Below are 25,820 nucleotides of genomic sequence, written 5' to 3'. Positions count from 1 at the left end.
CGCCGAAAATCAGTGTCCTCCTAGGTTCCAAAGCGGGCGGCGAGCCCAGACAGCCTGGTCTTCCACAGCTCGCTCGAAAGCACCTCGCGATTGACCACGCCGCGCGGCTCGCGACCGCGCTGCACCTCCATTACCGCTTTGACGTCCGCGGCACCGTTGCCGGCAAAGCACTGGTCGGTCCAGCAAAGCGCGTGCGGCGCCAGGATGACATTGTCGAGTTTGAGGATCGCATCGTCTGCGTCGGGAGGCTCTTGTTCCAGCACGTCGAGACCGGCGCCGGCGATGCGGCGCTCCTGCAGTGCTTGCGTCAGAGCTTTCTGGTCGACGATCGGGCCGCGCGCGGTGTTGATCAGGTAAGCTGTCAGCTTCATCAGGGCGATCCGCTCGGCATTGACGATGTGGTGGGTCTGGGACGACAGGGGGCAACTCACCGACAGCACGTCGGCGCGGCGAAACAGATCCTCCAGCCCTACCAGCTCGACGCCCAGGTCGGCAGCGACCCCCTTGTCGGCAAACGGGTCATGGGCAATGAATTGCATGTCAAAGGGCTTCGCCAAGCGGAAGACCTCGGCACCGATGTTGCCGATGCCCAGCGACCCAAGCGTACGCCCGACGAGGCCGACCCCCATATGTTCGGAGCGCTTCTCAAAACCAACAGACCCTTTGCGGGTGAGCGCGTCCTTTGTCAGCAGCTTGCCGGTCAGCGCCAGCATGAAGGTGACGACGGATACGGCGACGGGCCGTCGCACGCCATCGGGCGTGATGACCAAGGCAATACCGGCTGCGGTGCATGCCTCAACGTCGACAGTGTCGTAGCCGACCCCGAAGCGGGCAACGACGGCCAGGCGGCCGCTCCTGGGGACACTCGTGGCATCGAAACGATGGGCGAGGAGGATCAGCGCATCGAAATCCTCAAGTTGGTCGGCGCGAAGCGGACTGTTTGACTCCAGGAACACCATCTCGACAGCTGTCGCATTGCGCAGCGGCTCCAGATCGAAATCTGGGTAGGTCGGCGAGCCGTCCGGCCTGCGGAAATCACCGGAAAGCGCCACCCTGAATTTCACGCTGTCCATCGTCTCCTCCGCTCCTATTGGCACCCGGCCCGGATCTTGGAAACCGCGTCGGCGATCGCGTCGTGCAGGACCCAAACGTCGCCTGAATAACAAATGAAATCGAAGCCCTGTGCGTAGAACTCGTGTCCCTGGGCGACGTTGGGCACCAAGCGTCCAAGCGATTTGTTGTGCTTCTTGGCGGCGGCAACGATTTTGGCCATTGCAGCAGTGAAAGTGGGGTGGGCGAAGTCGCCAGGAATGCCGAGCGAGACGGACAGATCGAAATGTCCGACCCACAGACAATCGACCCCGTCCAGTCCCGCGATGCCGTCAATGTTCTTGACGCCGTCGGCGGTCTCGATCAGGCAGATGAACGTCGAGCGCTTGTTGGCGGCATCGAATTTGTCAGCGACCGAGCCCGGACGGTAACGGTCATGAGCGATCTGCAGCGCCACGCCGCGGGCGCCGGCAGGGTGGTATTTCATGGAGTTGATGATGTGCTGCGCCTGTTCGACGCTGCTCACCATCGGCGCGATCAGGCCTTCGGCGCCCATGTCCATGGCGCGGGCGAGGAAATGGTAGTCCTGCGACGGCACACGCACCATGACCGGCAGATCGGCCGCCTCGAAATAACGGATCGCACTCTTCAGCGTTTCCAAGCTAAATCCCGAATGCTCCATGTCGAAAAAGACGAAATCGCAGCCAGCGGACTTCAGGATGTGACCGATTCCCGGCGTGGCGAACTCGGCGACGAGCGTACCGAGCTTGACCCGCCTGTGAGAAGCTAACGCCCTGAGACTTGGCTCCGACATGCACTTCCTCCCGTTCGCCCCAATGGGCCAATCCGCCTATGTTCGCTTCAATGCGTGGCTTCAAGAACGAGGTCGCAGGTCGTCACCAACTTGGTCACGACGAGCGGCGCGCTCTGCGTATTGAATTCGTCGAAATGAGCGGTGCGGCAGTGGTCCTCGAATGCGGCCTCGCTATCGTAAATCTCATAGAGCAGGACCCGATCCAGTTCGCCGCGCGCCTCCGTCACGTCAAAGCGGCGACAGCCGGCCTCGGTGCGCATCGAGGCGGTCGCATTGGCGTCGACAAGTTCTCGGAATCTGTCCCGGGCACCAGGCCTCAGGCGGAAATCGACCCAGACGACAAATCCGGTCATCACTTGGGCCTCGCAAGTTGCAGATACCGCTTGGCCACATATTCGAGATGGCTGCGCATGGCCGTCTCTGACGCGTCTGGATCGCGCGCGGCGACGGCCTCGAAGATTTCGCGATGAGCCTGGTAAGCCTTGCGGTCTTCACCATTGGCCAATGTGGTGCGACGCTGTTCGAGCAACCATTCAGCCAAGGCCGCGTGAATAGCTGTAAAGATCCGATTGCGGGTGATTACCGCCAGCACGTAATGGAAGTCTACGTCCGTGCGCTCGAAGCGCGCCAGATCGCCGATCGACTGCCGGTTGAGTTCGAGCGCCTCCTTGAGGCTGTCAATGTCTTCCGGGGTAGCATGCACAGCGGCGTTGCGGGCAAGACCGACCTCGAAAAACAAGCGCGCGCTCTGGAAGTCGTGAACCCCTCCCGGTGCCGAAATCATGTGCCGAGCCGGCCCTGAAAGGGCGTCAATCACGAATTGAGGAGTGGGTCGAGTGACGCGGGCACGCTCCCCCGATTTTACCTCGACAAGGCCCATTTTGCTCAGATGCAGCAGCGCCTCACGGATGGAAGGCCGCCCTACCCCGAACTGCCGCATGAGTTCCCGTTCAGATGGGAGACGGTCGGCTTCGGCCAACTCTCCCTCTCGGATCATCCGTTCGAGGTGCGCTGCCACCTCGTCCGAAAGCTTCCGCTGCTTGATCAGAACTCCGATCATGTGGCATACCTGTTATACCAATCAGGTACGTTATGATCCCATAGCACCCTTGTCAACGATGTCTAAGCATCCGGTAGCCGAGCCGTTTAATCGCTCCGCCGATGTCGAGGCGTCCTTTGCACACGCCTTCAACGTCTTCACCAAGGATATCGGTGACTTGAGGAGCGCGAGCACACTCTGCTCGGTGTTCCGATCGGGGACCGTCTTCGAACCCTGGGTCGGGTGGTCAGTTTCAACTGCGGTGTGGACCGCAGTGAGTGCCACCGGGCCGTGTGCTGGCCGAGACCTACCCAACCGCCTGCTTATGAGCTGCAACATGAGCCCTCGATGGCAAAGTAGACCTCGACCTGAGCAAGACCCGCGAATGGAAGTGGGGTTCACAGCCGAGGCGGAAAACGCGAACTCTCGCTGGTGGACCCATTTGGCAATACGCCTGCTCCATCTCGTAATCTTTTTGCGCCGCCGCAATGCCGCAAAGGAAGGTGGTGTCGGGTCAGTTCTCTCTAGGCTCCAGAGCGCTCGTCACGTTGTGCCCATCCTCGTGCGGTGGGCGGCCGCCGCTTGAGGATGCGCATTTGAAACTGGTTTTCTCAAGATCTTTTAGTCCTGAGGGCCTCAGGCGGGGGCGCTTGCCATTTAGTTATCGTCACCTGCAAATGCCGAACCCGCACTCGACGCCAATCTACGCGCTGGCCAGTTTGCGACATCTGGCTTCGGCGATTCCGCTTTCAGTAGCGACGATCATGCTGGACGGCTGATATGAGGCGCGTTCCCGCCTGGCAGCTTAGGGGCAGCAAGCAGGACCTCGGCTTTCTTGCCTCGACCTGGCCTAAGCAGTCATTCAATTCGTGGCCTCAAGCAGCTCATCCACGCTCCTCCTGACGCGGCGTGCCATCCAGCCGATCTCGGGCTGATGTGCGTGGACGGCAGTCGTCCTTTGACCACCGCTTCTGGCGGCGCCGATTGGCGAGCCGCCTCGCCATCATTAGCTATGGAACGGAAAAGAAACCATTCAGCATCAGACTACCGCTTTTCGACGCACCTTTTCGAATATGTCGGAACGAGCGCTTGTCGCGCAGCCCACGATGCCCCCCATTGGTGAACCGGTTCCATGAAGAGTCTGACAATACGCCACCGCATCCTCGTCAGTTTCGCAGCCGTTCTGGTGGTCATGTCCGTGATAGCCCTCATCGCGTACGCCTGGTTTCTTCAGGCGGGGGAGGAGGCGACTGAGGTCGAGAAGGGCATCCTTCCGGACCTTTATCACAGTACCGAGATCATGACGGGCCAGATGGCGGCCCATAGTCTGCTTCAGGAATATGCCCTTCAGGACAACCCGTCAGACAGAAGCACGGTTGAAAACGCGATCACGACCAATCGCAACCAGGTGCAGCGGTCGATGGACGACTATGAGGCAACGATCGTCTCCGATATCGACAAGCAGAATTATGCAGCCGTCAAACAACTCGCCAACCAATTCCGTCTGGCTGAAACTGCTGTGCTGGAAACAAGCCGGGCTGCCTTGTCGAAAGGTGAAACTCCCAATGAAAGCCCAGCTATCAAGAACGAAGTAGAGCCGATCTTTGTAAAATTGCAGTCCGCTCTGCAGGCCATGGTTGAGGATCACAGAGGCGAGGCAAACAGCGCGACGCAGCGGATCAGCTCGATCGTCAGAACGGCCGAAGTCGGTTTGAGCGTTGGCTTGTTGATAGCCCTCGGGCTAGCCCTTCTTTTGGGTTACCAGCTGTTTCGCGCCATTACAGGTCCGCTCACCCGTTTGGTCGACGCGGTTCAACTGATGCGGCAAGGCGACTTCAGCGAACGGCTCGATCTGAGGCGCCGAGACGAATTCAGCGTGCTTGCCGACGGCTTCAACGCAATGGCGGACGATCTCACAACCCTCATTGGTCAGGTTCAAAGGTCCAGCATACAGGTCGGCACGTCGATAACTGAGATCGCCGCCACCTCCAAGCAACAGCAGGCAACTGCGACTGAAATCGCAGCGACCACAACAGAAATCCGAGCGACAGCCAAGGAAATCTCCGCCACATCAAACGAACTGGTCCGCACGATGAACGAGGTCTCCACAGTTGCCGAACAAACCGCTGCCGTGGCTGGCGGGGGGCAAGCGGGGCTGACCCGTATGGAAGAAACCATGCAGCAGGTCATGGAAGCGGCTGGCGCGATCAATTCCAAACTGGCGATCCTGAGCGAGAAAGCCGGCAGCATCAATCAGGTGGTGACGACCATCACCAAAGTGGCCGATCAGACGAACCTGTTGTCGCTCAACGCTTCCATCGAGGCGGAGAAGGCAGGCCAATATGGCCGGGGTTTTGCAGTGGTGGCGACGGAAATCCGAAGGCTCGCGGACCAGACAGCTGTCTCCACCTACGATATCGAGCAAATGGTCAAGGACATCCAGTCGGCAGTCGCGGCCGGGGTGATGGGCATGGACAAGTTTTCCGAGCAGGTCCGTCGGGGTATGCAGGACATCCAGCAGGTCGGCGGGCAACTCTTCGAGATCATTCAGCAGGTTCAGGGGCTGGTGCCACGTTTCGAAGTCGCCAATGAAGGCATGCAAGCACAGGCGACCGGCGCGGGGCAGATCAGCGACACGCTAACCCAGCTAAGCGAGGCAGCTCAGCAAACAGTCGAGTCCCTTCAGCAATCGACGCTCGCGATCGACGAGCTCAATCAAGTCTCAGGCGGCATGCGAAGTAGCATATCGAGGTTCAAGCTACGAGCATAGCGAGCCGGCAGTAGGATGTGACAATGCTATTCCTCGCCTTCAGCATGGGTCCGGATCGCTACTTGATCGATGTCCACAAAATTGAAGAGGTGCTGCCCTATATCGACGTGAAAGTTCTTCCGGGTGCGCCAACTGGTGTGGTGGGTTTGGTCAGCTATAACGGAATACCCATCCCCCTGATCGATGTCACCCTTCTTGCGATTGGCCGACCATCGGAGCGCCTGTTGAGCACCCGGATCGTTGTGACGCGCTATCCGGCGGATGATGGCGAGCGACGCCTGCTGGGGCTGATCGCGGAACGGGTGACGGATACGATCGAGCGAGACCCGGCCGATTTCGCGCCGTTCGGACTGGAACCAGGAACCCCGCCCTATCTTGGGCCGGTGGCTTCCGATGGTTCGGAGATCATTCAGTGGGTCAAAGTGGAAGCGCTGCTTTCGGAAGAGATTCGTACCGCTTTGCTCCGCCAGGCGGCAATAGGTGATCAATGACCGGAGCAATAGAAAAGCTCCTGACGGAAACCATTGGACTAGACAGTGCCAGCGTTGGTCCGACAGTGGTTCGTCAGGCGGTCAGAGAACGGATGGAAGCATGCCGGATAACCAACCCTCAGGCCTATAGGGAACACTTGGCCGGTTCCTCGCAGGAGCTGCAGGAGCTGATCAATGCGGTGGTGATCCCAGAGACCTGGTTCTTTCGCGACCGAGAAGCGTTCACGATGCTGGCGCGGCATGCGCGCGCGCACAAGCCTGCTCAGCCGATAAGAATCCTGAGCCTGCCATGTTCAACCGGCGAAGAGGCTTATTCGGTCGCCATGGCCATGTTCGATGCCGGCTTTGAGGCGCATGAGTTCAAGATCGATGGCGTGGACGTCAGCAGCCGCAATATCGCGACGGCTGAACGCGCCATCTATGGCCGCAATTCGTTTCGCGGCAGCCATCTCGAATTCAAGGATCGCTATTTCGAAGCGACCGAGGGCGGGTTGCGGCCTGTTGCTGGGGTGCTGAAACAGGTTCGGTTCATGGTAGGAAACCTGTTCGGTTCTCACGCGCCTTTCGGGCAAGAGGTCTATGACATCCTGCTTTGCCGCAATTTGCTGATCTATTTCAATCGAGAGCTGCAGGATCGCGCATTGATCTGCCTGAAGGACCTGCTGGCCAAAGACGGACTTCTTCTGGTCGGTCCGGCGGAAGCAGCTCTTCCAAGGGTGCATGGCTTTCTTTCCGCTGAATGGCCATTGGCCTTCGCCTTTCTGAAATCGGAGCCCGTCAAGACCACGGCGCCGAAAGTTTCGGCCGCCGTCCCGGTGCGGACGCCAAGCCCTAAGGTCAACAAGAGCGAGCCTCTTCGTCCGTTCCGACCGACAATTGGCAATGAAGGCCGCGGGCAGGCTCCGGCCAAGCCGCTTGCACACGCCTCGGAAAGCCTCATCGCGGTTGAACGGATCGCCAATGCAGGACGCGTAAAGGAGGCACAGGAGGTCGCCCTGGCGCATCTCAAGGAGTTCGGTCCTTCCGCAGAAATCTTCTACCTGCTGGGCCTCGTCCAGGATGCGGATGGTTCTGCACCCGAAGCCGCGCAAAGTTATCGCAAGGCGCTCTATCTCGCGCCAAATCATCGAGAAGCTCTTGTCCATCTGGCCTTGCTGCTTAGCAAGCAAGGCGACCATAACGGCGCCGAGGCGCTGGCCGGCCGGCTGGGTCGGGTCCAGAAAAGGAGCGGCAGTTGATGGCGGCTTCGACGATCGCTCAGCCGGTGGAGGAGATCGAAATCAACGACTGCTGGCGGCAAATAGGCGTACGGGGTGACAAGTCATGTCCGCTACTAGAGCAGCATCTCCACTGCCGCAATTGCCCGACCTACAAGAAGATCGCACGACGCCTCCTCGACCGTGCAGCTCCCTCGGCATCTCGCGACGAATGGCCTGACAACGCTGGTCGTGCAGGGATCGATTCGGCAGACAGCGACGCGCTGCAGACGGCCGTTCTCTTCCGTTTGGGGGAGGAATGGCTGGCACTTCCGGTCGGTATTTTTCATGAAGTGGCTGAATCTCGTCGCGTTCATTCACTTCCACATCGCAGGAACAGTGCACTGCTCGGCATTGCGAATGTCCGTGGTGAATTGCTCATTTGCCTGTCCCTGGCCGAATTGCTCGGGATAGACGAGCGCAAGGAAGGGGAACAAGGCACACGAACCAAGGTATTTCGCCGCCTTGTCGTGGTCGGCGAGCGCGACAAGCGGGTTGCTTTTATGGTTGATGAGATCCACGGCTTACATCGGTACCAGGAACGCGACACTCTCGCTGTTCCGGCCATGATTGGCAAGGCACTGTCGGCCGCTACGGTTGCCGTGCTGCCATGGCAAGGACGAGCCGTTGGCTGTCTCGATCCACGACAACTGCTCACGATGCTGGATCGGAGCATCGCATGACAGATGAAGACTTCAGCCAGGTTTCGATGCTCAGCCTCTTCCAGGCCGAACTGGAGACGCAGTCACGGGCTCTAACCTCTGGACTTCTGGCACTCGAACGCGATCCTATCGCCGCCGACGCCCTGGAAGCATGCATGCGTGCCGCGCATTCTCTGAAAGGAGCTGCCCGCATCATCGACCTGATGCCCGCAGTCAAAGTTGCAAATGCGATGGAAGACTGCCTGGTCGCAGCGCAACGCGGGCATCTGAGGGTGCGACGGGAGCATATAGATGCGCTTCTGCAAGGTTCTGACCTTTTGAAATTGATCGCATCGGGATCATCGAGCGAGAGCGCCAACTCAGAAGTCGAAACCTTTCTCGCCAAGTTCGAGGGGTTGTCCCTCCCCCAGGCTAAGCCCTGGCCCCAAGATTCTGCAGCTGATTTCGCAACTCCAGATCATGCCCAGGAGCAACTGGCGACGACCTCTTCAGCGAACCTCCTCGTTGGGGCGGGACCGCAAGCCCACGGCAGCATCGGCTCTGATAGAATGGTTCGGGTGACGGCAGACAGCCTGAACCGATTGCTCGGGCTGGCTGGCGAGTCGCTGATGGAAGCTCGGCGGCTCAGGCCATTCGCTGACGGGCTGCTACGGCTGAAGCGACTTCAATCGGACCTCGCAAGTGCGTTCGACAATCTTCATGCAGTGCTGCCGCCGGTTTCAAACGATGCGGCGGTGGTGGAGGCGCTGGCTGAAGCGCAGCGAAAGCTTCGCTTGAGCCAAGCGTTCCTGGCGCAGCGTTTCGATGAGTTGGATTCAGTGGATCGGAAAGCGACCGATCTTGCCAACAGATTGTACGACGAAACGTTGGCGAGCCGGATGCGGCCTTTTGAGGACGGCGTGCGACACTATGCGAGAATGATCCGCGACCTCGGTCGTACCCTTGGCAAGCGGGTGCGACTGGAGATCGTAGGCGGCTCGACCGGCATCGACCGCGATATCCTCGAGCAGCTCGATGCCCCTTTGGGGCACCTTCTGCGCAACGCTGTAGACCATGGGCTTGAACCGCCTGAGGAGCGCCTCGCGATGGGCAAACCCGAAGAGGGGCTCATCAGGCTCGAAGCGAGGCACAATGCCGGGCTGCTGCAGATAGCCGTGGTGGACGACGGCAGGGGGGTAGAGCTCTCGAAGCTGCGCGAGACCGTCGTCGCCCGGCAACTTGCAACCAGGGAAAGTGCTGAAACACTCAGCGAAAGCGAATTGCTCGCGTTTCTGTTTCTGCCAGGCTTTTCCATGAAAGCGGGCCTTACCGACGTCTCAGGTCGCGGTGTGGGGCTCGATGCAGTGCAAGCCATGACGAAGGAAGTCCGGGGAGTCGCAAGCGTCTCCTCAGAATTTGGCCACGGAAGCCGATTTCAACTGCAATTGCCGCTGACACTGTCGGTCCTGCGCACGCTGCTCGTCGATGTCGATGGAGAGCCCTATGCTTTTCCACTCGCTGCCATTTCCAAGACTTTGAAACTGCAGCGGACGGAGATCAACGTCCTGCAGGGCCGGCCGCATTTTCGATTGAACGATCGACAGATCGGGCTGGTCACCGCTCGCGAGGTGCTCGATCGAGGTGAGCCCGGATCGGAACCGAACGAACTATCGGTCGTCGTCGTGGATGCGGGTCGGGGCGATGCGTACGGCCTGATCGTTGACCGTTTTCTCGGGGAACGCGAGTTAGTGATCAGACCTCTCGATCCACGGTTTGCCAAGATCAAGGACATCAGCGCAGCGGCCCTGATGGAAGACGGTTCGCCCGTTCTGATCTTCGATGTCGACGATCTGATCCGATCGGTGGAAAAGCTTGCATCGTCCAGCGGATTTCGAGCTCTTCGGCGCGCCGCGGGCGGTCCCGAAGCGAGCAGGCGCAAGCGCGTGCTCGTGATTGACGATTCACTGACGGTTCGCGAACTCCAGCGCAAGATGCTCGGCAATTACGGTTATGAGGTCGAAGTGGCGGTAGACGGCATGGACGGGTGGAATGCCGTCCGGTCTGGTCCTTTCGATCTCGTCGTCACCGACATCGACATGCCTCGCATGGATGGCATCGAGCTGGTGAGTTTGATCAGAAAGGACGCTGATCTCAAGAACACACCCATTATGATCGTTTCATACAAGGATCGGGAAGAAGATCGCGCGCGCGGGCTCGACGCAGGTGCGGACTATTATCTGACCAAGAGTAGTTTTCAGGACGAGGCGCTGATCCATGCCGTCGTGGACATGATTGGCGAGGCGGCTGAATGAGATCGAGATTGGAAGCCAGCGAATGAGAATCGGCGTAGTCAACGACATGCCGATGGCGGTTGAACTTCTGCGTCGACTGGTCCTGTCGACCGGCGAACATCAGGTCGCGTGGATCGCGACCAATGGGCGTGAGGCGGTCGAGGTCTGCAGACGTGATCTGCCGGATCTGATACTCATGGATCTAGCGATGCCAGAGATGGACGGCGTGGAAGCGACGCGCAGAATCATGGCGGAAACCCCGTGCTCAATCTTGCTGGTGACCGCCAGTATCGAAGCCAACCTCGCCGGCGTCTACGAAGCAATGGGTCATGGCGCGCTTGACGCAGTCGATATTCCGTCGGTGGGCATCGAAGGCAACGCGTCCTCGCAATCCGCCCGGCTTTTGACGAACAAGATACGAACGATAGGCAAGCTGATCGGTGATGCGCCTACCCAGGCAAAAAGGCGGATGTCACGTGCGGCTGAGCCGTCAACTCGACGCCTGATAGCAATCGGCGCCTCTGCGGGCGGGCCGGCTGCCGTTGCCGCAGTCCTGAGCGCGTTTCCCGTTGATTTTGGCGGCGCGATTGTGCTCGTCCAGCATCTCGATGCTCAGTTCGTTCCAGGCCTTGTTGATTGGCTAGGGCAGCATACGCGTCTCCCGATCCGTCCGGCGGGGGAAAGGGATAGTCCTCAAGCGGGCACCGTTCTCGTTGCCAGTTCTGCGGATCATCTGGTTTTCAAGTCAGCTCAGCAACTTGGCTATACGCCCAGCCCCAAGGACAATGTTTATCGGCCGTCCGTAGATGTGTTCTTCGAAAGTGCGGCGCAATGGTGGCCTGGCTCAGTGATTGGTGTTCTGCTCACAGGCATGGGCAGGGATGGTGCGCGCGGGCTGAGACAGCTCCGTGACAAGGGGCATCTCACAATCGCGCAGGATAGAGCAACCAGTGCCGTCTATGGCATGCCGAAGGCCGCCGCCGACATCGGCGCGGCTGTTGATATTCTTCCTTTGGGTGCGATCGGCTCACGTATAATCGAAGCCTGCGAGCGCCCCCACGTGAAAGGCCCGTTCCGATGACGCAAGAACCAGAGTTGGTCCCGCCACTCGCAGATAACTATTCATCCATGGTTCTGCTCATCGATGATCAGATCATGGTTTGCGAGGCGGTCAGGCGCGCTCTAGCCAACGAGCCCGATATATCCTTACACTTCTGCACCGACCCGTTGAGAGCGATGACGGTCGCGGATGAGGTAAAGCCAACCGTTATCCTGCAGGATCTCGTCATGCCCGGGGTGGATGGGCTACATCTGGTGCGAGAATACAGGAAGCATGCGTCGACACGCGCGGTTCCAGTCATTGTGCTGTCGAGCAAGGAAGATCCAGCCACCAAGGGCGAAGCCTTCGCTGCGGGCGCGAACGACTATCTCGTCAAACTGCCGGATCGTATCGAGTTGATTGCACGCATTCGATATCACACGCGGGCCTATCTGGATCACGTCCAGCGAGACTCGGCACACCGAGCGCTGAGGGAAAGCCAGCGACAGCTGATCAGTGCAAATCTAGAGCTTGAACGTCTGACGCGGATCGATGGCCTGACGGGTCTCGGTAACAGGCGCTATTTTGACGAATATCTGGCGGCTGAATGGAAACGCGCTTTTCGCGCACAGTCCCCACTGTCGCTGTTGATGATCGATGCCGACAACTTCAAACGATACAACGATACCTATGGCCATATGGCCGGCGACGATGTGCTCAAGCAAATCGCCCGCGTAATCCAGAGCGGTTCCGGCCGTTCCACCGATCTCGCTGCGCGGTACGGAGGCGAAGAGTTCGTCATCGTGCTGGTCGACACTATACTGGAACAATCCAGTGCGATCGCCGAGCGGCTCGTCCAGAGCGTGCGAGAGTTGAACATACCCCACGGCCCGGATCGCGTGACCATCAGCGTCGGCGTCGCAACAGCGGTGCCCACCGAGAACGAGACGCCAAACGATTTCGTCAATGCCGCCGATTTGGCTCTGTTTCGTGCCAAATCGGAAGGACGAAATCGTGTTGCGCTTCATATGTCCCGCAGCTAGAGAAGCTCACATCTCAGTCAACGAAGCGCGCCCTGTTCGATTTGAGGACGACCTTGGCGAAGTCGGGCATCTCGAGACCTTGCCGCACCAGGCCATCAAGAGTTTTCTCAGCCGCCCTGATGGCGGAGAGCCGGGCCAGCACCGTCTCAGCCTCCAGGCGAGGCACCACGGCGAGACCGTCGCGGTCGCCGACCAGTATGTCTCCCGGCGAGATAGTCACTCCTCCCACTACCACCGGGAATCCGACCGTGCCTGGACCATTGCGCGCAGGCGAGTTCGCAATGATCCCGGCACAGTAAACCGGCAACCCGACCGCCTCGATCCCGACAACGTCGCGCACGAGGCCGTCAGTGATGAAGCCGGCGACCCCCTTGTTGCGCGCCATGCCGAGCACGAGATCGCCAGTTACCGCCGTACCGGCAAAGCTGTCGGTGGCCGCGACGATGACATCGCCACTTGCTGCGGCATCCAGTGCTCCAAACAGGGCGAGGTTGTCGGCGGGACCGCAGTGACAGGTCACGGCGACGCCGACCATCGTCGCAGTAGCTGGCGACAGTGGCTTGATCGCATAATGCAAGGCGCCGCGTCCCCCCATCGCGTCTACGACCTGGCTAACCGGCACGCCCGCAAAAGCACTGATGATTTCTGCTGCGGGCCGTTCGAAACGGCGCTTGATGGTGAGCAGTGGTGGGTCTTCAATCATGTAGCGGCCCCATTCCCTGAACGAACGAAATACAGTCCGGCCCGAGGTCGCGCAGGCTCCGCGCGCCCATCAGTCCCATGACGCGGTCGATTTCCTTGCGGTAGAGTTCGAGCACGTGGCGTACCCCCTCCTCGCCGGCGACCGCGAGCCCCCACAACTGCGGCCGCCCGATCAGACAGCACGAGGCGCCGAGCGCCAGGGCCTTGACGACGTCAGAGCCTCGCCTGATGCCTCCGTCGATAAGCACTGGTACGCGGCCGGCGACAGCCGCGACAACTGCCGTCAACGCGTCCAGGGATGCGGCGGCGCCGTCAAGCTGACGTCCCCCATGATTGGATACGATGATGCCGTCGATTCCTCGGGCTACAGCCTCGGCGGCTTCGCTGGGATGCAGGACGCCTTTCAGCAACAACGGTCCGGACCAGACAGTGCGCAGCCAGTCGACATCGGCCCAGGAGAGTCCGGGATCGAGCATTGCGGCCATCCGGCCCGCCAATGCACCGACCGTCGCCGTATCTCCGGGGCGCGCGTAGTTGCCGAAGGTCAGTTTCGGGAGTCGGGTGCGCATACGAAGAAGCCACGCCGCCTTGGTGGCGGTCGCGAGGGTTCCGGCCACACCGAAGCGCGGCGGGATGGCAAAACCGTTGCGGATGTCGCGTTCACGGTTGCCAAGCATCTGGTTGTCGATGGTGAGCACCAGCGCGTCGTAGCTTGAGGCACGCGCCCGATGCACCATTTCTCGGGTGAAGCCGCGATCGGTGTAGACGAACACCTGCATCCACCGTGGGCTACTTCCGGTGGCTGCTATGTCCTCCAGCGTGCAGACGGATCCGTGGCTGGCGCAGTAGAATGTCCCTGCGGCCGCTGCGGCTCGGGCGGCTGCGCGCTCGCCGTCGGGCCAGAACAGCCCAGCCAGGCCGGTTGGCGCGATGCCCAGCGGGATGGCAAGTTTCGCGCCGAAGAGGTCAAGGGAAAGGTCTCGCGTCGTTGCACCGTTGAGCGGTCGCGGCAGAATGGCAACCTCGTTGAAAGCTTGCTCGTTCCGGCGCAGCGTTCGCTCATCCTCGGCACCGCCATCGGCGAAGTCGAACACCGGGCGTGGCAAAGTCCGCCGCGCGGCGATGCGGACCGCGGCCACGCTGTACAGGCGCTTCAACGCCGCCATCGAAGCAGACGATGCCGCACCGCCGGCGCCGGGGTCATCGCCTGTGTTTGAGGCGGACGAGGAGCTACTCACGGTTGCTTTCCGCCGATGCGACCATGATGCGTCGGTCCACCGCCTCCCGGAACACGCACGCAGGAGAGTGTTCCCTCAAAGGAGGGATCGCTGCCGGTCGCCAGCACGCCGGCATTTGTCACCCAAAGCATCTCGCCCGAGAAGACGCAGTTGGTCGTTGCCTTGCCGCAGACGAAGAAACCTTCCGCTGTGCCGTTGGGCTTCAGAACGTGAATGCCGTTGGCGGCAATATCCGTGACATAAAGGCGGCCATCGGCTCCGACCTTCAGCCCGTCCGGGATCGGATTGGGCCCAGGCAAGCGGCCCAGGTCTTCGACGCAACCATCCGGACGCTGCCGCTTGACGCGCCCCGTATAGGACTCCCCCCAAATGATCGAGCCGTCGGCTTCGATCGCCACACCATTGGGGAAGGTCGGCTTGTCGAAGCCGAGAGCAAGGTACGCACTGCCGTCGGGGTTGACGGCAAAGATGTAGCTTGGGTCCGGATTCCCCGGGTTGTATGTGCCGGGATCGCTGAAGATGAGCCGGCCGTCAGCAGCAAATACAAGATCGTTTGGCCCATTGAGCCGAATGCCCGCGACTTCGCTCAGCAGGATTTCCGGCTTTCCGCCTTCGGCAACCCGCTGGATCGATGGCGTCGTGATGTCCGCGGCCCGCCAAGGTCCGGTCGTGCCGCCGTTCTGGCAGACATAGAGCAGGTCATCCGATCCGAGAACGCAGGCGTTGGGCGCTCCGGCAACATACGCGAACTGGCGAGCACTTCCGTCGCGATCTATGGCCGTCAGCTGGCTGCGATAGCTTTCGACGATGACAATTCGGCCATCGGGCAGCACCGTCGGGCCCTCGGGCCAGCCAAGGCCGGTCGCGACAACCTCGACGGCCAGCTTTTCAACCTCGTTCATCGTGCGACCCCCAGAACGGCAGCCTACCAAGATTTGTCGGGTATAATCCAGCCTGACGATCTGGCGGTCACCGGACCCGGCGACTCGAAAGATAGCCAGGCTGACGTGCGCGTTGCTGGGCCCCCCCTAGGCCGGCCCCCACCCCGGCGCCGGTGAACCCCGACGGGCGGAGGCCTATGGCTACAGCGCGAGCCGATCGGTGTCTAAACAGCTCGGTAGCACTGGCTTGCTCCTCCAGGTTGCGTGGCAGGATTAGGTGCTGCTGAGGCCAGCGTGCAAGGAACAAGTGCAGGTGGAGAAGGTTGAATCTCAGTTCCTCTCCCTCTAACACTCACAAAGTCCAACAATTCTCTGCTCCGCTGCCAGGCGCTCTGGAGCCCGAGCGTTTGCAGGGCGTGCGTGTGGCCAAAAGCTGGGGAGCGCCGCAGCGCCCAGGCGTGCAAATTGCTCTCTGAACGCCGATCCTTCTCCGAAGCTGGGGAGTAGCCCCAAAATCCAACAGCAATATCATGCCTCAACGGCGGTTTTGCCACTGCCAGTTTTGCGGTTCGCTCGCCTGTCAAAAGGGACAGTCTTTCGGGTCACGATCCGGAGTGGGTTTGCCAAGGCTCCCGGAATCGAGGTGGCCCACTTTTGCGTCGGGGCTCCGCCACTCTTCAGATCAACAGCAACCAGCACCAATACGCACCAATCACTATTTGCACAGCGAACGCGGTGAACCTGAGACTGACCGCGAGTTGGCTGGTTGAGACGAGGTGGATCACCGACTGCACTATACGTGCGCCTAACATCGTGGAGGCCAAGGGATCCGTGACATCTGTCTTTGAAATGATGATCGCGACTCCGAGCAGACCTCCGAAGATTGGAAGCCCTTCAATGCAGTTGGCGTGGGCACGGGCTAACCTCCGCATAAACGGGGAGAGGGCTCCGTTATCTGGCGTAAAGCCGTTTGCCGGGACTTGCCCAGAGATCACCAGGTAGCTCCGGATAACTTCCATCACGATCAGCAGGGCCAGCGCCCACGAGATGAAGCCAGTCAATGCGTAAGCACTCGCCGACATGTGCCCTCCCCGTTGCTAGCACTCTAGGTCGTTGTAGCCGATCAACTAGTCTAATGCTATTCGACGAGGAGGGGCGGCCTGTAGTGGGGCCGAAACGGAATAGCAGCTTTTGGACGTTGTGCCCGGAATAGCTGCCGTTCAGCCAATCAGCAGTGATTGACCGCTTTCGCCCTTTAGCGACCCTTCCGCGCCAGATCAGTCGATGCTTGAAGCTGCCATTCGCAGAGTGAAAGCGGCGTCGAGCATGGTCAGAAAGGCGCGCACGGCGGGGTTGGCGCGTCGGCTTGCCGGCCAGAGCACGGTGACATTGTTTCGCTCGACCGCGAACGTGGACAGCACTGGGACCAGTTCGCCGCGCTTCACATAGGGAGCCGCCATGAAGGAGGCGCCTATGCCTATCCCACCGCCGGCTGCCAGCATGATGAGCACGGCATCGCTGGCATCGGCGACCACACCGGAATTGGGCACGATCTCGATTTCACGGTCGCCAATCCGGAAGGGCCAGCGAAAGGCTTGGCCTGTGCTCTGATATCGAAGGTTGACGGTGTCGTGCCCTTCCAGGTGATCGGGATGGGTCGGTGTGCCGCGTTCCTCGAGATAGGCTGGCGAGGCGAAGCAGCAAAGCCGATGCGGTGCGAGCTTGCGTGATAGTAGCCGGGTGTCAGCCAGATCACCGATGCGTATGGCGACATCGATCCCTTCCTCGATCATGTCCACCATCTGGTCACCCAGCCTGAGATCGACGATCAGGTTCGGATGGAGCCGACGGAAAGCCGGTAAAGCCGGAGCGATCAGATGCAGTCCGATCGGCAGCGACGCGGCCACGCGCAACGTGCCCGATGGTTCGGAGCGCGCGGTCATTGCCGCCTGCTCTATTTCCTCCGCCTCGCGTAGCAGACGCAGCGCGCGCTCATGCAGGTCGCGCCCTTCCGGCGTGAAGGTGAGCGAGCGCGTTGTACGGGTAAACAGCGACACTCCTAAATGCCGCTCGAGCCGCTGGACGCTCTTGCTGACCGCCGACGGGGAAATCGACAGCGCGCGCGCCGCTGCCGTGTAGCTGCCCAGCGATCCCGCACGCGCGAAGGCGATGATGCCAGTGAGCCGATCCAAAGTGATATGTTCCGCCATGGCATTACTTAACCGCCATCGGCACCGATTATCAACCCGCGGTCATGCCGCTAGATTCGCTCCAATGACATGGATGAGCGGAGATTTCACCAATGAGCGATAAGATGAAGGCAGTCCGTCTGCACGCATTCGGTGGTCCCGAGATGCTGGTGTACGAAGACGCGCCTAGGCCGGGTGTGAAGCCCGGCGAGGTGCTTGTCCGAGTCCAGGCTGCCGGGCTTAATCCGCCCGACTGGTATCTGCGGGATGGCTATCGCCCACTGCCGCCAGAATGGCGACCCAACGCGTCCTTCCCACTGATTCTCGGCACGGACGTGTCGGGCGTCATTGAAGCGGTTGGCGCTGACGTCGCTGAGTTCAGCATCCGTGACGAGGTCTACGCAATGGTTCGCTTCCCCGATAACTTGATGACGGGTAGCAATGCCTACGCGCATTATGTCAGTGTGCCGGCATCGCATGTTGCGTTGAAACCAGCCGGCATCGACCATATTCATGCGGCTGGTGCGCCGATGTCGCTTCTGACGGCATGGCAGTTCTTGATCGAACTTGGCCACGACGAGCCGAATCCGTTCCAGCCCTTCCGGCATGAGCCGGTGCCCCTCGACGGCAAGACGGTGCTCATCAATGGCGCCGGAGGCGGTGTCGGGCATCTGGCCGTCCAGTTGGCGAAATGGCGGGGCGCTCGCGTCATCGCGGTGGCATCGGCCAAGAACGAGGCGCTGATGCGCGATCTCGGCGTGGATCAGTTCATCGACTACAAGACAACCGGTGCGGAAGATGTCGTCCGAGACGTCGACCTTGTCCTCGACGCGGTGGGCGGCGCGAACATGGAGCGCTTCTTCCAGGTTCTGAAGCCGGGCGGCGCGCTGTTCCTGGTCAACCCGCTGGGCTTCGCTGGTCACGAAGAGACAGAGAGGCTGGGGATCACGGTCTCATCCGCACAGGTCCGATCCAATGGCGCGCAGTTGGCAAAAGCCGCCCGCCTGCTCGACGACGGCCTTGTGCGTATCGTCATCGACAGCACATTCCCTCTGGCCGAGGCGTCGCGCGCACATGAGCGCGCCGCCGAGGGCAGTATTCAAGGCAAGATCGTGCTGGCCGTCTGAATTGTTGCTTTCCGCCGCCCAATCGTCGGAAGTGCAGACGGTCGAGCGGGATCCACCAAGCTAAGCCATGATGCCGATTATTACCGGCCATATGTACGCGGTCTGGGTCCGTTGAAGCTATTTGGCCTCACTTCCCTCGCCATTGGCCATCGCATTACGTTTGGCTGTAACGGTATCAGGCGTCCCTTCCGGGCCTTCGCCCGTGAATATCATATCGTCTACAAGACGCGGATCGCCGACGACAAAGAACGGCGCCCAATAGGCTGGGCTTGCAGTGAACTCATTGTTGGCGGAGGCCAGCATCCGCGACATCGCCTTTGACAGTGCCTCGCCGGGCGAGGCGGCCGTCGGATCGCTCATGCTGATTGTGGCCACACTGGTCATCAGGTCCGTCGCCGCCTTCGAGTAAACAGGCCAGGATGAGACGATCAGGGTATGCGCGCCGGCCGCGAAAAACGCGCTGGCAAGGCCTGACAACGGTTCGGTTGCTCCTCCCCCGCCTGCCGCTGTATCGCAAGCCGACAGGATCACCAGATCGGCGTTCAGCCGCAAGGACGCTATCTCCGGCGCGGTCAGCACTCCATCGTCCAATTCCGACGCATTGCCGGGAGGAGACAAGATCAACCCCGATTCACCAACTCCGAGTTGACCGCCCACCAGCCCGTGCGTGGCAAAATGTATGGCCCGGTAGAGGGCCAGTTCACCGCTGACATTCATTTGCTTGAGGCGGGTCTCCGTCGCGTCCGCACCGAAAAGCAGGGTTCGCGATGATGACCGGAAGGATCCCGCTCCCGGTCCCCATTGAGCGCTTTCAACTTCACATCGTGTGTCGACAAGGCGCGGCAGGTTGCGGATGGCCTCAACATCGGCATAGGCCTGCCTTCCCGAAGACATTTCCGTCACGCGCACGCCGGGATCGACAACCGCGCGACGTTCCGGTTCAACACCGGAAGCCAAAGCCACGGTTTGGTCTTTGGTGCATTTGGCCGGCGGTGCGTTTCTCTCAGCGGCCGAGCGGCCGATAAGGGGGTCGGCAATGCCCAGGAACGGCGTGTCCAGGCCGGAATGAACCCATCGCTCACCGCGCAGAGCTTCCAGCGAAGCCAGGTCGGGTAGCACGGAAACCGAGCCGAAGCTCTTGAACAGCCATGCCGCTTTCTTGTTGGCCTCCACCTGATATTGCGGATCGCGCATCCAGTCATCCGGCTGCTCGGTGACCAGAAGGTGCCAAGGAAGGCCCAGCAACTCTTTTGAGGAGACGATGATCAGCTTATTATCTTGCGTCGCAAGGCCATCGCGGGATTTTAGATTGGCGAGTGCATCGGCAGGGATGAGACGGGCGAATATCTCGTAGGAGGCGTCGAGATCAAAGGCCGTGGTATCGGCAGCGGTAAGGGAAGTGGCGCCTCTTGACACATCGCTCGTCGTGGCCTGCACCTTCAGCTTCGCGGCAGAGCCGCAGGCAGGATCCACTCTTGCCGCTGCCATGCACCGCAGGGTCGTGGCCAACCGCCCCGGATCGGGCTCAGGCGGCAAGGAGAAGAACACGGCGGCATCGGGGCGGAGCACATAGAGGAACCCACCATTCTTGTCCGGCACGATAAACGCCAGTGACTCATCGTACTCAAGAAGTCGCCTGACCCGATCAATCGGGATAGGTCCCATATCGAGCTTTCCCGCCTTGCCGTCATCGAAGCGGATGGCGAGGGTCCGTCCGGCAGCATCCTTGATGGCGGACAGCCCCGCCCGCTCGGCGCGAGCGCGCTTGATCGCTGCGGTCAGCGCCTTACCCGCTTTGTCGGCAAACTCCTGCTGGAGGTACCTAAATGCCTCATCCCCCGCGACAGCAAAATCGACGGATTCATCTGCAAGGCGCTGTGCGGCCAATTCGCGCCAATGCCCATCTCCGGGGCGTGCCGGATTCCCATCACCCTGGGCCGACACACTGTCCACCAGAACCATGAAAGCCACGGCCACAAGGACAAGAAACGGTATAGTGGCCCTCATGCGAAAACCCCGATGAACTGTACGGCAAGTTGCGTCCAAATTCGGCATGGGCAAGACTGTCGGCAGATTGGCACCGTTGATGTCAGCAAACTTATGCGACTTTTGAAGCATGAACGTCAACTCAGAGTGGCCCTGGCCCTTACTGTGGCCTCATCACTCCAAATGGATGTGCGTTGAACCGACTTCGTCGGCGCTTGGACGCTGTCATTGCGACGACCACTAGGCAGCAGCCGGCGTTCATGAAATTGATCGCGGCCATCACTGGGTCATGCAGATTGACCAGCGCGTACAGACCTGTGGAACCATTTGCGGCCACCCACATTGCCCAGCTGGCGTAAGAGATCGCCGACGCGCCATTCCTGTCCCGCGACCGCTATCATCTGAGGTAGATATGACCTTATGCGTATCCCGTTGAAACAGGTGAATAGGTAGAAAGAAGAATCGGCAAATGTCATTGTTCGGCCCTCGCAGCCATCCCAGAGCTATGACGTTGCCATGTTGGAAAACCTTTGGATGGTCGTGAATTTTCTTGCTGTAGAGCCCCGGGCAAAGCCTTCGTCGACAGCGCCACTAGCGCCCGGCGCCTTGAACTGCCTTAGAACATGCAGTGACCGTTCCCTGTCAACGAAGATCGCCGACCCTGTCGCAGCGCAAGCTCCAGACGTTCCGGTCACAGGTCGCTGTGAACCAGCGCGGCCAGAATGGCCTTGGGCTGATCGGCGTTGACGAATTGCTCGGCGAGATGTTGACGGCAACTAAGAATGCCGAGCGTCGTTGGCCAGGATTGCACATCGGAGGAGATCGAAATCGCATTTGAGGGCTCGGAATACATCGCGCTGTTCGTCGGTGACCCCGATCCATAAAGCCTCGTCTGTTCGCAAGGGGCATGTGTGAAAATGGTCTTGGCCGTCCGCCTTCGGCTCGTGAGGCTTGCCGGGCTTAGGTGGTCCAAGGTCCGCAATTCTCGTCATTTGGCGAAGTCCCTGTGCACGCCATCCTTGAGACTGCATTCGTGCTCCGCGCATCCTCATCGACGACACGGAACCAATGCTCCTGGAGCGCCCTGGGCGACACTCGTTGACCAGTAACTTTCTCAACCGCTGACAGCGGGTGATCCGCCGTAATGGCGTGAGATGAGACACACTCCTCTCCCTGCCATTCCTCCACGTTGTACTCTGGCATTGGCTACCTACCGTTCCCCAAAACCTTCGCTTCGCGCTCCAGCGTCTCGCGATTGTTCCCCTGCCGGTCAAAGATTCCTGGTGGACCAGGGTGCAGGCTGCCCTCATGTCAGCGAGGCAGCCATCCAAGGGGCCAAACCTGACAGCGGTGCAGAACCGCTTCCACAATATCCGCGGGCAGTCGCGATCGCCATTGAGGGGCACGCTGTAAATCGTTTAACCAATACAATTATGTACCATCGAAGTGCACATTGCGGCAAAACCTCACAATGTTCCGATGGCGCAAAAAATCTGCAAGAACAACCGCCGATCACAATGTTCGCCCTTTTATCTTCCATCTTAATCGGTCGCATTTTGCGAGACTTGATTGCCGTCGTCTTTCCTCCTCAAATCTACGATAATGCACTATTCTATGCGCTACACCCCGATCCCGTACTCTTGCGTCGAGGTCCGATGCGCGTTGCAGTCTTCCGTGCTCTGCGACGGGGTAGTTGCGCTGCTTATTCGCAGCACTGGAGCCGTGGTGGCGCAGTTTTCCATCGGAGTGACGGAGCAGCGTCACAGGCAATCCGGCGCGGTCCGGCCGTCTCGCGATCGGCGCGGCCGCAGGCATGATAACGTTCGTTCCGTCGTTCCTGGTCCTCATCCGCCGGAGCGGATCTCTTGTGTCGGATGGCGCCCGTCAGCGTGCCGGCGCCATGCGTTCCAACTCTCGGTGTTCTGCTCATCGATGCGCTGCGAGCAGCTTGCGGGCCTTGTCATGGGCACGCCGGCCGGCATCCGCCTGGCTTGCCGCCGGATCGCCGACAAAGAACGTGCCGTCGCTCCACATGGCGTGCATGATCACCGCCAGGTTGCGCGCCACAGCCACGCAAGCCTTGCGGTGGCAGGAGCGTTTGGCGAGCGCCTGATTGGATCGCGCTGGCCGAGATAAACCGACTCCGTAACCTCCAGAATGATATGCTTCAACGGAACGTTCTCTCGCCCAAACGCCGCTTCAAGACGCCCATAGAGGGTTCCGCTGTGAAAATCTGCTGAAGAAATATTGATGCCGACATGCTGCAGCGGAATTCCTTGATGCAGCCACGAGCGCGCGTCCGCTGCGACGATCGCCATCATGCGCTCCGTCAGATGCGAGGCGACGCTGACATCGGAGGTCGGCTGGTGAAAAGCACCGGCCGAAACAATCTCGCCATCGGGCTTGCGAGGGCGGCACAGCGCCTCGACGCCGACGATCGCGCGGGTGTCAAGGCGCAGGATTGGTTGATAGAACGCGTCACTGTTCGATTGCAGCCTTGCGCAGCGTGCTTGCTTGGCTCTGGCGAAGACGGCGTTTAGGTCGGGCAAGTAATTCGGCAGAAGGAATAGCACCGGCTCACCAGGGGGCGCGGCGGACGACCTTGCTCTGTGCGAGCCGAGGTCGTCCAGGACGATGATGTCGCCGGGCTCGAGGATGGGAACGAGAAGCTTTAAACGCTCGCCAAGACCCTTCCGGAACCATACTTGATCCAGCCCCTCGTAAGCCATCTGTCTTCCTCAGACACCAAGCTCGTTACGGCGGAAACCGGCATCGGAAGGACATTGCTCCGGGCGATGGCGCTCAAGCTATGGTGCAGAATCCAGTCGTTGTTGTGGATACTCTCGCCGAAACGGAGGTCGAGTGCAGTCATCTTCCATCCAAACACGTTGAGTACGGTCCACCATCAGCGTGGCCCACCGGTTTCAGTCCGCGCTTCAAAGTACCCCAGCCTGTCGCAGGTTCGCTCGATCGTTCGCAGCAGCGATGCGGTCCTCCATTCGTCAGCAGAAAGTCGGTCAGCGAGATATACGTGCCCATCTCGGAGAGTGGGTTCAGGGCTCAGCTTCTGAAGAGCAGGCTGAACCGGAAACGCCTCGATCACCTTCTCCGGAAAGATGCCAACTCCTAGCCCAGCAGCAACTAGCTGCAATGCAGCATTCAGGCTGGAACAGACGCATACTTGCCGCGGAGTGACCTTGTCCTCGGCAAACCAGGCGAGCGTTGCGCGATACATCGCCGTCGGCGGCGGGGTCGCTACCACCGTAAGCTTCGCAAGATTTCTCGGGGTGGCCTTGATTTCGCCGAACGCCGCCGGAGCCGCCCATCCGTTCGGCTGGGCACCCAGCGCCGAAAGGCGAATTCCCTTCAGGCTTAGCGGGTCCACCAAGATCGCTAGATCCAGATGGCCGTCCGCTAGTAGCTGTTCCAGGCCAGCGCTCGTCGCGACCACCCATTCCGGGCGCAGTTGAGGAAAGTCGGCCTGCAGATCCTGAACCATCGCCGCCATGCACGCGACCGCAAAACCTTCGGCCATGCCGATCCGCATCGAGCCCCCGATATCCGGAACCTCCGATCGGATAAGCAGCGAGTTGTAGGCATCAAGGACGATCTTCACCCGAGCCAGATAAGCCTGCCCATGGCGTGTCATACGAAGCCCCCGCCCATGTCTCTCCAAAAGCGGCGAGCGTACGGTCGCTTCAACCTGCTTCAACCGGAGGGACAATGTGGGCTGGGTTACGTTTAGCACCTCCGCCGCCCGCTGGACGCTTCCTAGCTCGGCTGTCCAGAAGAATGCCTCCAGTTGTGGCACCGATGGACGACTCATTGAGAAAACCTATCTGAGCGGACGATTCAAACCAATTGGACGAAACGAACCTATGACTTGAATATGCGGAGCAGTTCACGGTTTCAAGGGAGGAGCCCGGATGAACAGACGACGCATATGGATTGCACTCCTCATTTTCACGGCGGTGGTCATCAACTATGTCGACCGCATTGCGTTGTCAGTCGCGTCTAAACCCATCGCTGCCGAATTCGGGTTCAGCCCCGTGCAAATGGGGTATCTGTTCTCTGGTTTCTTGTGGACCTACGTGATCTGCCTCATCCCATTGGGGCTGCTCGTAGAGCGAGTAGGCCCAAAGCGCATAGTCGGCGGCGGCATTGCGATCTGGTCTGCGGCAACCGCTTTGACGGCCGCGACGAGCGGTTTTGCCTCCATCTTCTTTGCCCGCCTGGTAATGGGCGCGAGTGAGGCGTCCACCTTTCCAGCCTGCGGCCGGATCATTCGCGACTGGTTTCCGCAGAAGGAGCGCGGTCTCGTAACGACGCTGTTCAACGGCGGCTCTTCGGCCGGTCCGGCTATCGGCGCCATCGCCACGGCCGGTCTTGTCGAATACGCTGGCTGGCGCGCGGCCTTCGTCGTCCTCGGCATCGTTGGTTACGTCTGGCTCGCCGCGTGGCTCATCTGGTTTGCATCACCAGGCAAAGCCAATTGGCTGTCGCAGGCAGAACGTCAGAAGATCATCCGCGAACGCGATGGCGACGAGAGGCAGACCACTCCCGTCGCCGCCGCTCCGCCTTCTACACTTCGCTACCTGCTATCCCAAAGAAGCATCTGGGGTCTCGTCACCACCCAAGCCTGCCTCGTCTACACCGCCTATCTCTTTTTGACCTGGCTTCCCAGCTTCCTCCAGTCGACCCACGAACTGTCGACGATGAACACCGGGTACCTAACCGCCGTCCCTTACTTCATTACCCTCGTGCTCGGGGCGGCGATTGCCTGGGCGAGCGACAAGCTCCTCTCTTCTGAAGGCGTGCGCGCCGGCCGTCGGCGGAATTTCATCGCCGCGATGGCGGTCCTGTCCCTGCTCATCCTGTACGCCCCCATTGTCCACGATCTCTGGGAACTGCTTCTGGTGCTGACTCTGGTACTGACTGGGTCGACCACGGGCGCCGGCCTCAACTTCTCGCTTGCGAGCGATCTGCTGCGAAATCCGGCCGACGTATCCCGCGTCATCGCCATCACCGCGCTCGGCGGCAACCTTTTTGGTCTCATTGCTCCGATCATCACTGGTTATGTCGTGGCCGCCACCGGCGGCTATGACTGGGCCTTCGGCGTCGCTGCTGCGTTGCTCTTGGTCGGCGCCGTCGCCACGCTGACATTGACCCGCAAGCCGATCGAACCGGAATTCAGTCCAGAAGCCGACTTGACCCGACTTCCACAGGACATGGTACGAGCATGAACTACCACTACGCCACTTTT

General features: G+C 60.3%; 23 protein-coding genes and 1 pseudogene. 10 read left to right on the top strand and 14 right to left on the bottom strand.

The annotated features are described in order from the left end of the window. Positions 1-20: 20 nt before the first annotated feature. Genes NKJ64_RS16510 through nanR form a run of 4 tightly spaced genes read right to left on the bottom strand, consistent with a single transcriptional unit; the run spans position 21 to position 2,924 of the window. The gene (locus NKJ64_RS16510) at positions 21-1,073 is read right to left on the bottom strand and encodes an NAD(P)-dependent oxidoreductase (protein ID WP_352462965.1); all 1,053 of its coding nucleotides are present in this window, start codon (positions 1,071-1,073) and stop codon (positions 21-23) included. Positions 1,074-1,087: 14 nt separating this feature from the next. Continuing rightward, on the bottom strand, positions 1,088-1,864 hold the full coding sequence (locus NKJ64_RS16505) for an HpcH/HpaI aldolase family protein (RefSeq protein WP_023807875.1): 777 nt from the start codon (positions 1,862-1,864) through the stop codon (positions 1,088-1,090). A 47-nt stretch (positions 1,865-1,911) separates the two neighbouring features. Beyond that, positions 1,912-2,217 carry a putative quinol monooxygenase gene (locus NKJ64_RS16500; protein WP_023669450.1) on the bottom strand — a complete coding sequence of 102 codons (306 nt, stop codon included), beginning with the start codon at positions 2,215-2,217 and terminating at the stop codon, positions 1,912-1,914. Continuing rightward, a complete protein-coding gene (gene nanR, locus NKJ64_RS16495; protein ID WP_352462964.1) occupies positions 2,217-2,924 on the bottom strand; it encodes a transcriptional regulator NanR in 708 nt (235 codons plus the stop codon). The genes NKJ64_RS16500 and nanR overlap by 1 nt, the downstream gene beginning before the upstream one ends. 575 nt (positions 2,925-3,499) lie before the next feature. Between nanR and NKJ64_RS16490 the strand changes: the two genes are divergently transcribed. From NKJ64_RS16490 to NKJ64_RS16455, 8 genes are all read left to right on the top strand, one after another. Then, on the top strand, positions 3,500-3,682 hold the full coding sequence (locus NKJ64_RS16490) for a hypothetical protein (RefSeq protein ID WP_156936023.1): 183 nt from the start codon (positions 3,500-3,502) through the stop codon (positions 3,680-3,682). Positions 3,683-4,035: 353 nt separating this feature from the next. Beyond that, positions 4,036-5,673, top strand: coding sequence for a methyl-accepting chemotaxis protein (locus tag NKJ64_RS16485; RefSeq protein WP_023689447.1), 1,638 nt, complete (start codon positions 4,036-4,038; stop codon positions 5,671-5,673). Between the two features lie 23 nt (positions 5,674-5,696). Beyond that, positions 5,697-6,164: a chemotaxis protein CheW gene (locus tag NKJ64_RS16480; RefSeq protein WP_023689448.1), complete on the top strand. Its 468-nt coding sequence runs from the start codon at positions 5,697-5,699 to the stop codon at positions 6,162-6,164. A gap of 137 nt (positions 6,165-6,301) precedes the next feature. After that, a complete protein-coding gene (locus tag NKJ64_RS16475) occupies positions 6,302-7,402 on the top strand; it encodes a CheR family methyltransferase (protein WP_352462963.1) in 1,101 nt (366 codons plus the stop codon). Continuing rightward, on the top strand, positions 7,402-8,103 hold the full coding sequence (locus NKJ64_RS16470) for a chemotaxis protein CheW (RefSeq protein ID WP_352462962.1): 702 nt from the start codon (positions 7,402-7,404) through the stop codon (positions 8,101-8,103). The genes NKJ64_RS16475 and NKJ64_RS16470 overlap by 1 nt, the downstream gene beginning before the upstream one ends. Then, positions 8,100-10,373 (top strand): hybrid sensor histidine kinase/response regulator, encoded by a 2,274-nt coding sequence (locus NKJ64_RS16465; protein ID WP_352462961.1) that lies wholly within the window; start codon positions 8,100-8,102, stop codon positions 10,371-10,373. Before NKJ64_RS16470 ends, NKJ64_RS16465 begins: the two co-directional genes overlap by 4 nt. A gap of 22 nt (positions 10,374-10,395) precedes the next feature. Next, positions 10,396-11,433, top strand: a complete 1,038-nt coding sequence (locus NKJ64_RS16460) for a chemotaxis response regulator protein-glutamate methylesterase (RefSeq protein ID WP_023752935.1) — start codon at positions 10,396-10,398, stop codon at positions 11,431-11,433. Between the two features lie 47 nt (positions 11,434-11,480). Then, positions 11,481-12,434 carry a response regulator gene (locus tag NKJ64_RS16455; RefSeq protein WP_023669440.1) on the top strand — a complete coding sequence of 318 codons (954 nt, stop codon included), beginning with the start codon at positions 11,481-11,483 and terminating at the stop codon, positions 12,432-12,434. Between the two features lie 13 nt (positions 12,435-12,447). Here NKJ64_RS16455 and NKJ64_RS16450 read toward each other — a convergent pair whose 3' ends face one another. From NKJ64_RS16450 to NKJ64_RS16430, 5 genes are all read right to left on the bottom strand, one after another. After that, positions 12,448-13,137 (bottom strand): RraA family protein, encoded by a 690-nt coding sequence (locus NKJ64_RS16450; RefSeq protein WP_023689452.1) that lies wholly within the window; start codon positions 13,135-13,137, stop codon positions 12,448-12,450. Continuing rightward, positions 13,130-14,302, bottom strand: a complete 1,173-nt coding sequence (locus NKJ64_RS16445) for an alpha-hydroxy acid oxidase (RefSeq protein WP_023827589.1) — start codon at positions 14,300-14,302, stop codon at positions 13,130-13,132. The genes NKJ64_RS16450 and NKJ64_RS16445 overlap by 8 nt, the downstream gene beginning before the upstream one ends. A gap of 68 nt (positions 14,303-14,370) precedes the next feature. Beyond that, a complete protein-coding gene (locus NKJ64_RS16440; protein WP_352462960.1) occupies positions 14,371-15,276 on the bottom strand; it encodes an SMP-30/gluconolactonase/LRE family protein in 906 nt (301 codons plus the stop codon). 656 nt (positions 15,277-15,932) lie between these two features. Further along, complete coding sequence (locus NKJ64_RS16435) at positions 15,933-16,337, bottom strand: MAPEG family protein (RefSeq protein ID WP_352462959.1); 405 nt, start codon at positions 16,335-16,337, stop codon at positions 15,933-15,935. 195 nt (positions 16,338-16,532) lie between these two features. Continuing rightward, a complete protein-coding gene (locus NKJ64_RS16430; protein WP_023689456.1) occupies positions 16,533-17,465 on the bottom strand; it encodes a LysR family transcriptional regulator in 933 nt (310 codons plus the stop codon). Between the two features lie 92 nt (positions 17,466-17,557). Here NKJ64_RS16430 and NKJ64_RS16425 point away from each other — a divergent pair, with 92 nt between their 5' ends. Beyond that, complete coding sequence (locus NKJ64_RS16425; RefSeq protein ID WP_352462958.1) at positions 17,558-18,571, top strand: NADP-dependent oxidoreductase; 1,014 nt, start codon at positions 17,558-17,560, stop codon at positions 18,569-18,571. A 117-nt stretch (positions 18,572-18,688) separates the two neighbouring features. Here the strand turns inward: NKJ64_RS16425 and NKJ64_RS16420 are convergent, their stop codons facing one another. The 5 genes and pseudogenes from NKJ64_RS16420 to NKJ64_RS16400 form a co-directional block, all read right to left on the bottom strand. Beyond that, positions 18,689-20,533 (bottom strand): CHAT domain-containing protein, encoded by a 1,845-nt coding sequence (locus NKJ64_RS16420; protein ID WP_352462957.1) that lies wholly within the window; start codon positions 20,531-20,533, stop codon positions 18,689-18,691. A gap of 715 nt (positions 20,534-21,248) precedes the next feature. After that, entirely contained in the window at positions 21,249-21,410 is a 162-nt protein-coding gene (locus tag NKJ64_RS16415) for a hypothetical protein (RefSeq protein ID WP_352462956.1), read from the bottom strand. A 1,073-nt stretch (positions 21,411-22,483) separates the two neighbouring features. Beyond that, positions 22,484-22,663 (bottom strand): annotated as a pseudogene (locus tag NKJ64_RS16410) (IS110 family transposase); the annotation flags it as partial. Then, the gene (locus NKJ64_RS16405; RefSeq protein ID WP_352462955.1) at positions 22,603-23,286 is read right to left on the bottom strand and encodes an EAL domain-containing protein; all 684 of its coding nucleotides are present in this window, start codon (positions 23,284-23,286) and stop codon (positions 22,603-22,605) included. The pseudogene NKJ64_RS16410 and the gene NKJ64_RS16405, both read right to left, overlap by 61 nt. A 176-nt stretch (positions 23,287-23,462) precedes the next feature. After that, the gene (locus tag NKJ64_RS16400) at positions 23,463-24,383 is read right to left on the bottom strand and encodes a LysR family transcriptional regulator (RefSeq protein WP_352462954.1); all 921 of its coding nucleotides are present in this window, start codon (positions 24,381-24,383) and stop codon (positions 23,463-23,465) included. A gap of 100 nt (positions 24,384-24,483) precedes the next feature. Here NKJ64_RS16400 and NKJ64_RS16395 point away from each other — a divergent pair, with 100 nt between their 5' ends. Continuing rightward, entirely contained in the window at positions 24,484-25,800 is a 1,317-nt protein-coding gene (locus tag NKJ64_RS16395; protein ID WP_352462953.1) for an MFS transporter, read from the top strand. Positions 25,801-25,820 lie beyond the last annotated feature (20 nt).

This window comes from Mesorhizobium sp. M0062 (genome assembly GCF_040323125.1).
GTDB lineage: Bacteria > Pseudomonadota > Alphaproteobacteria > Rhizobiales > Rhizobiaceae > Mesorhizobium.
The sequence above is the reverse complement of the archived record's forward strand: the minus strand, read 5'-3'. Positions and strand labels throughout refer to the sequence as shown.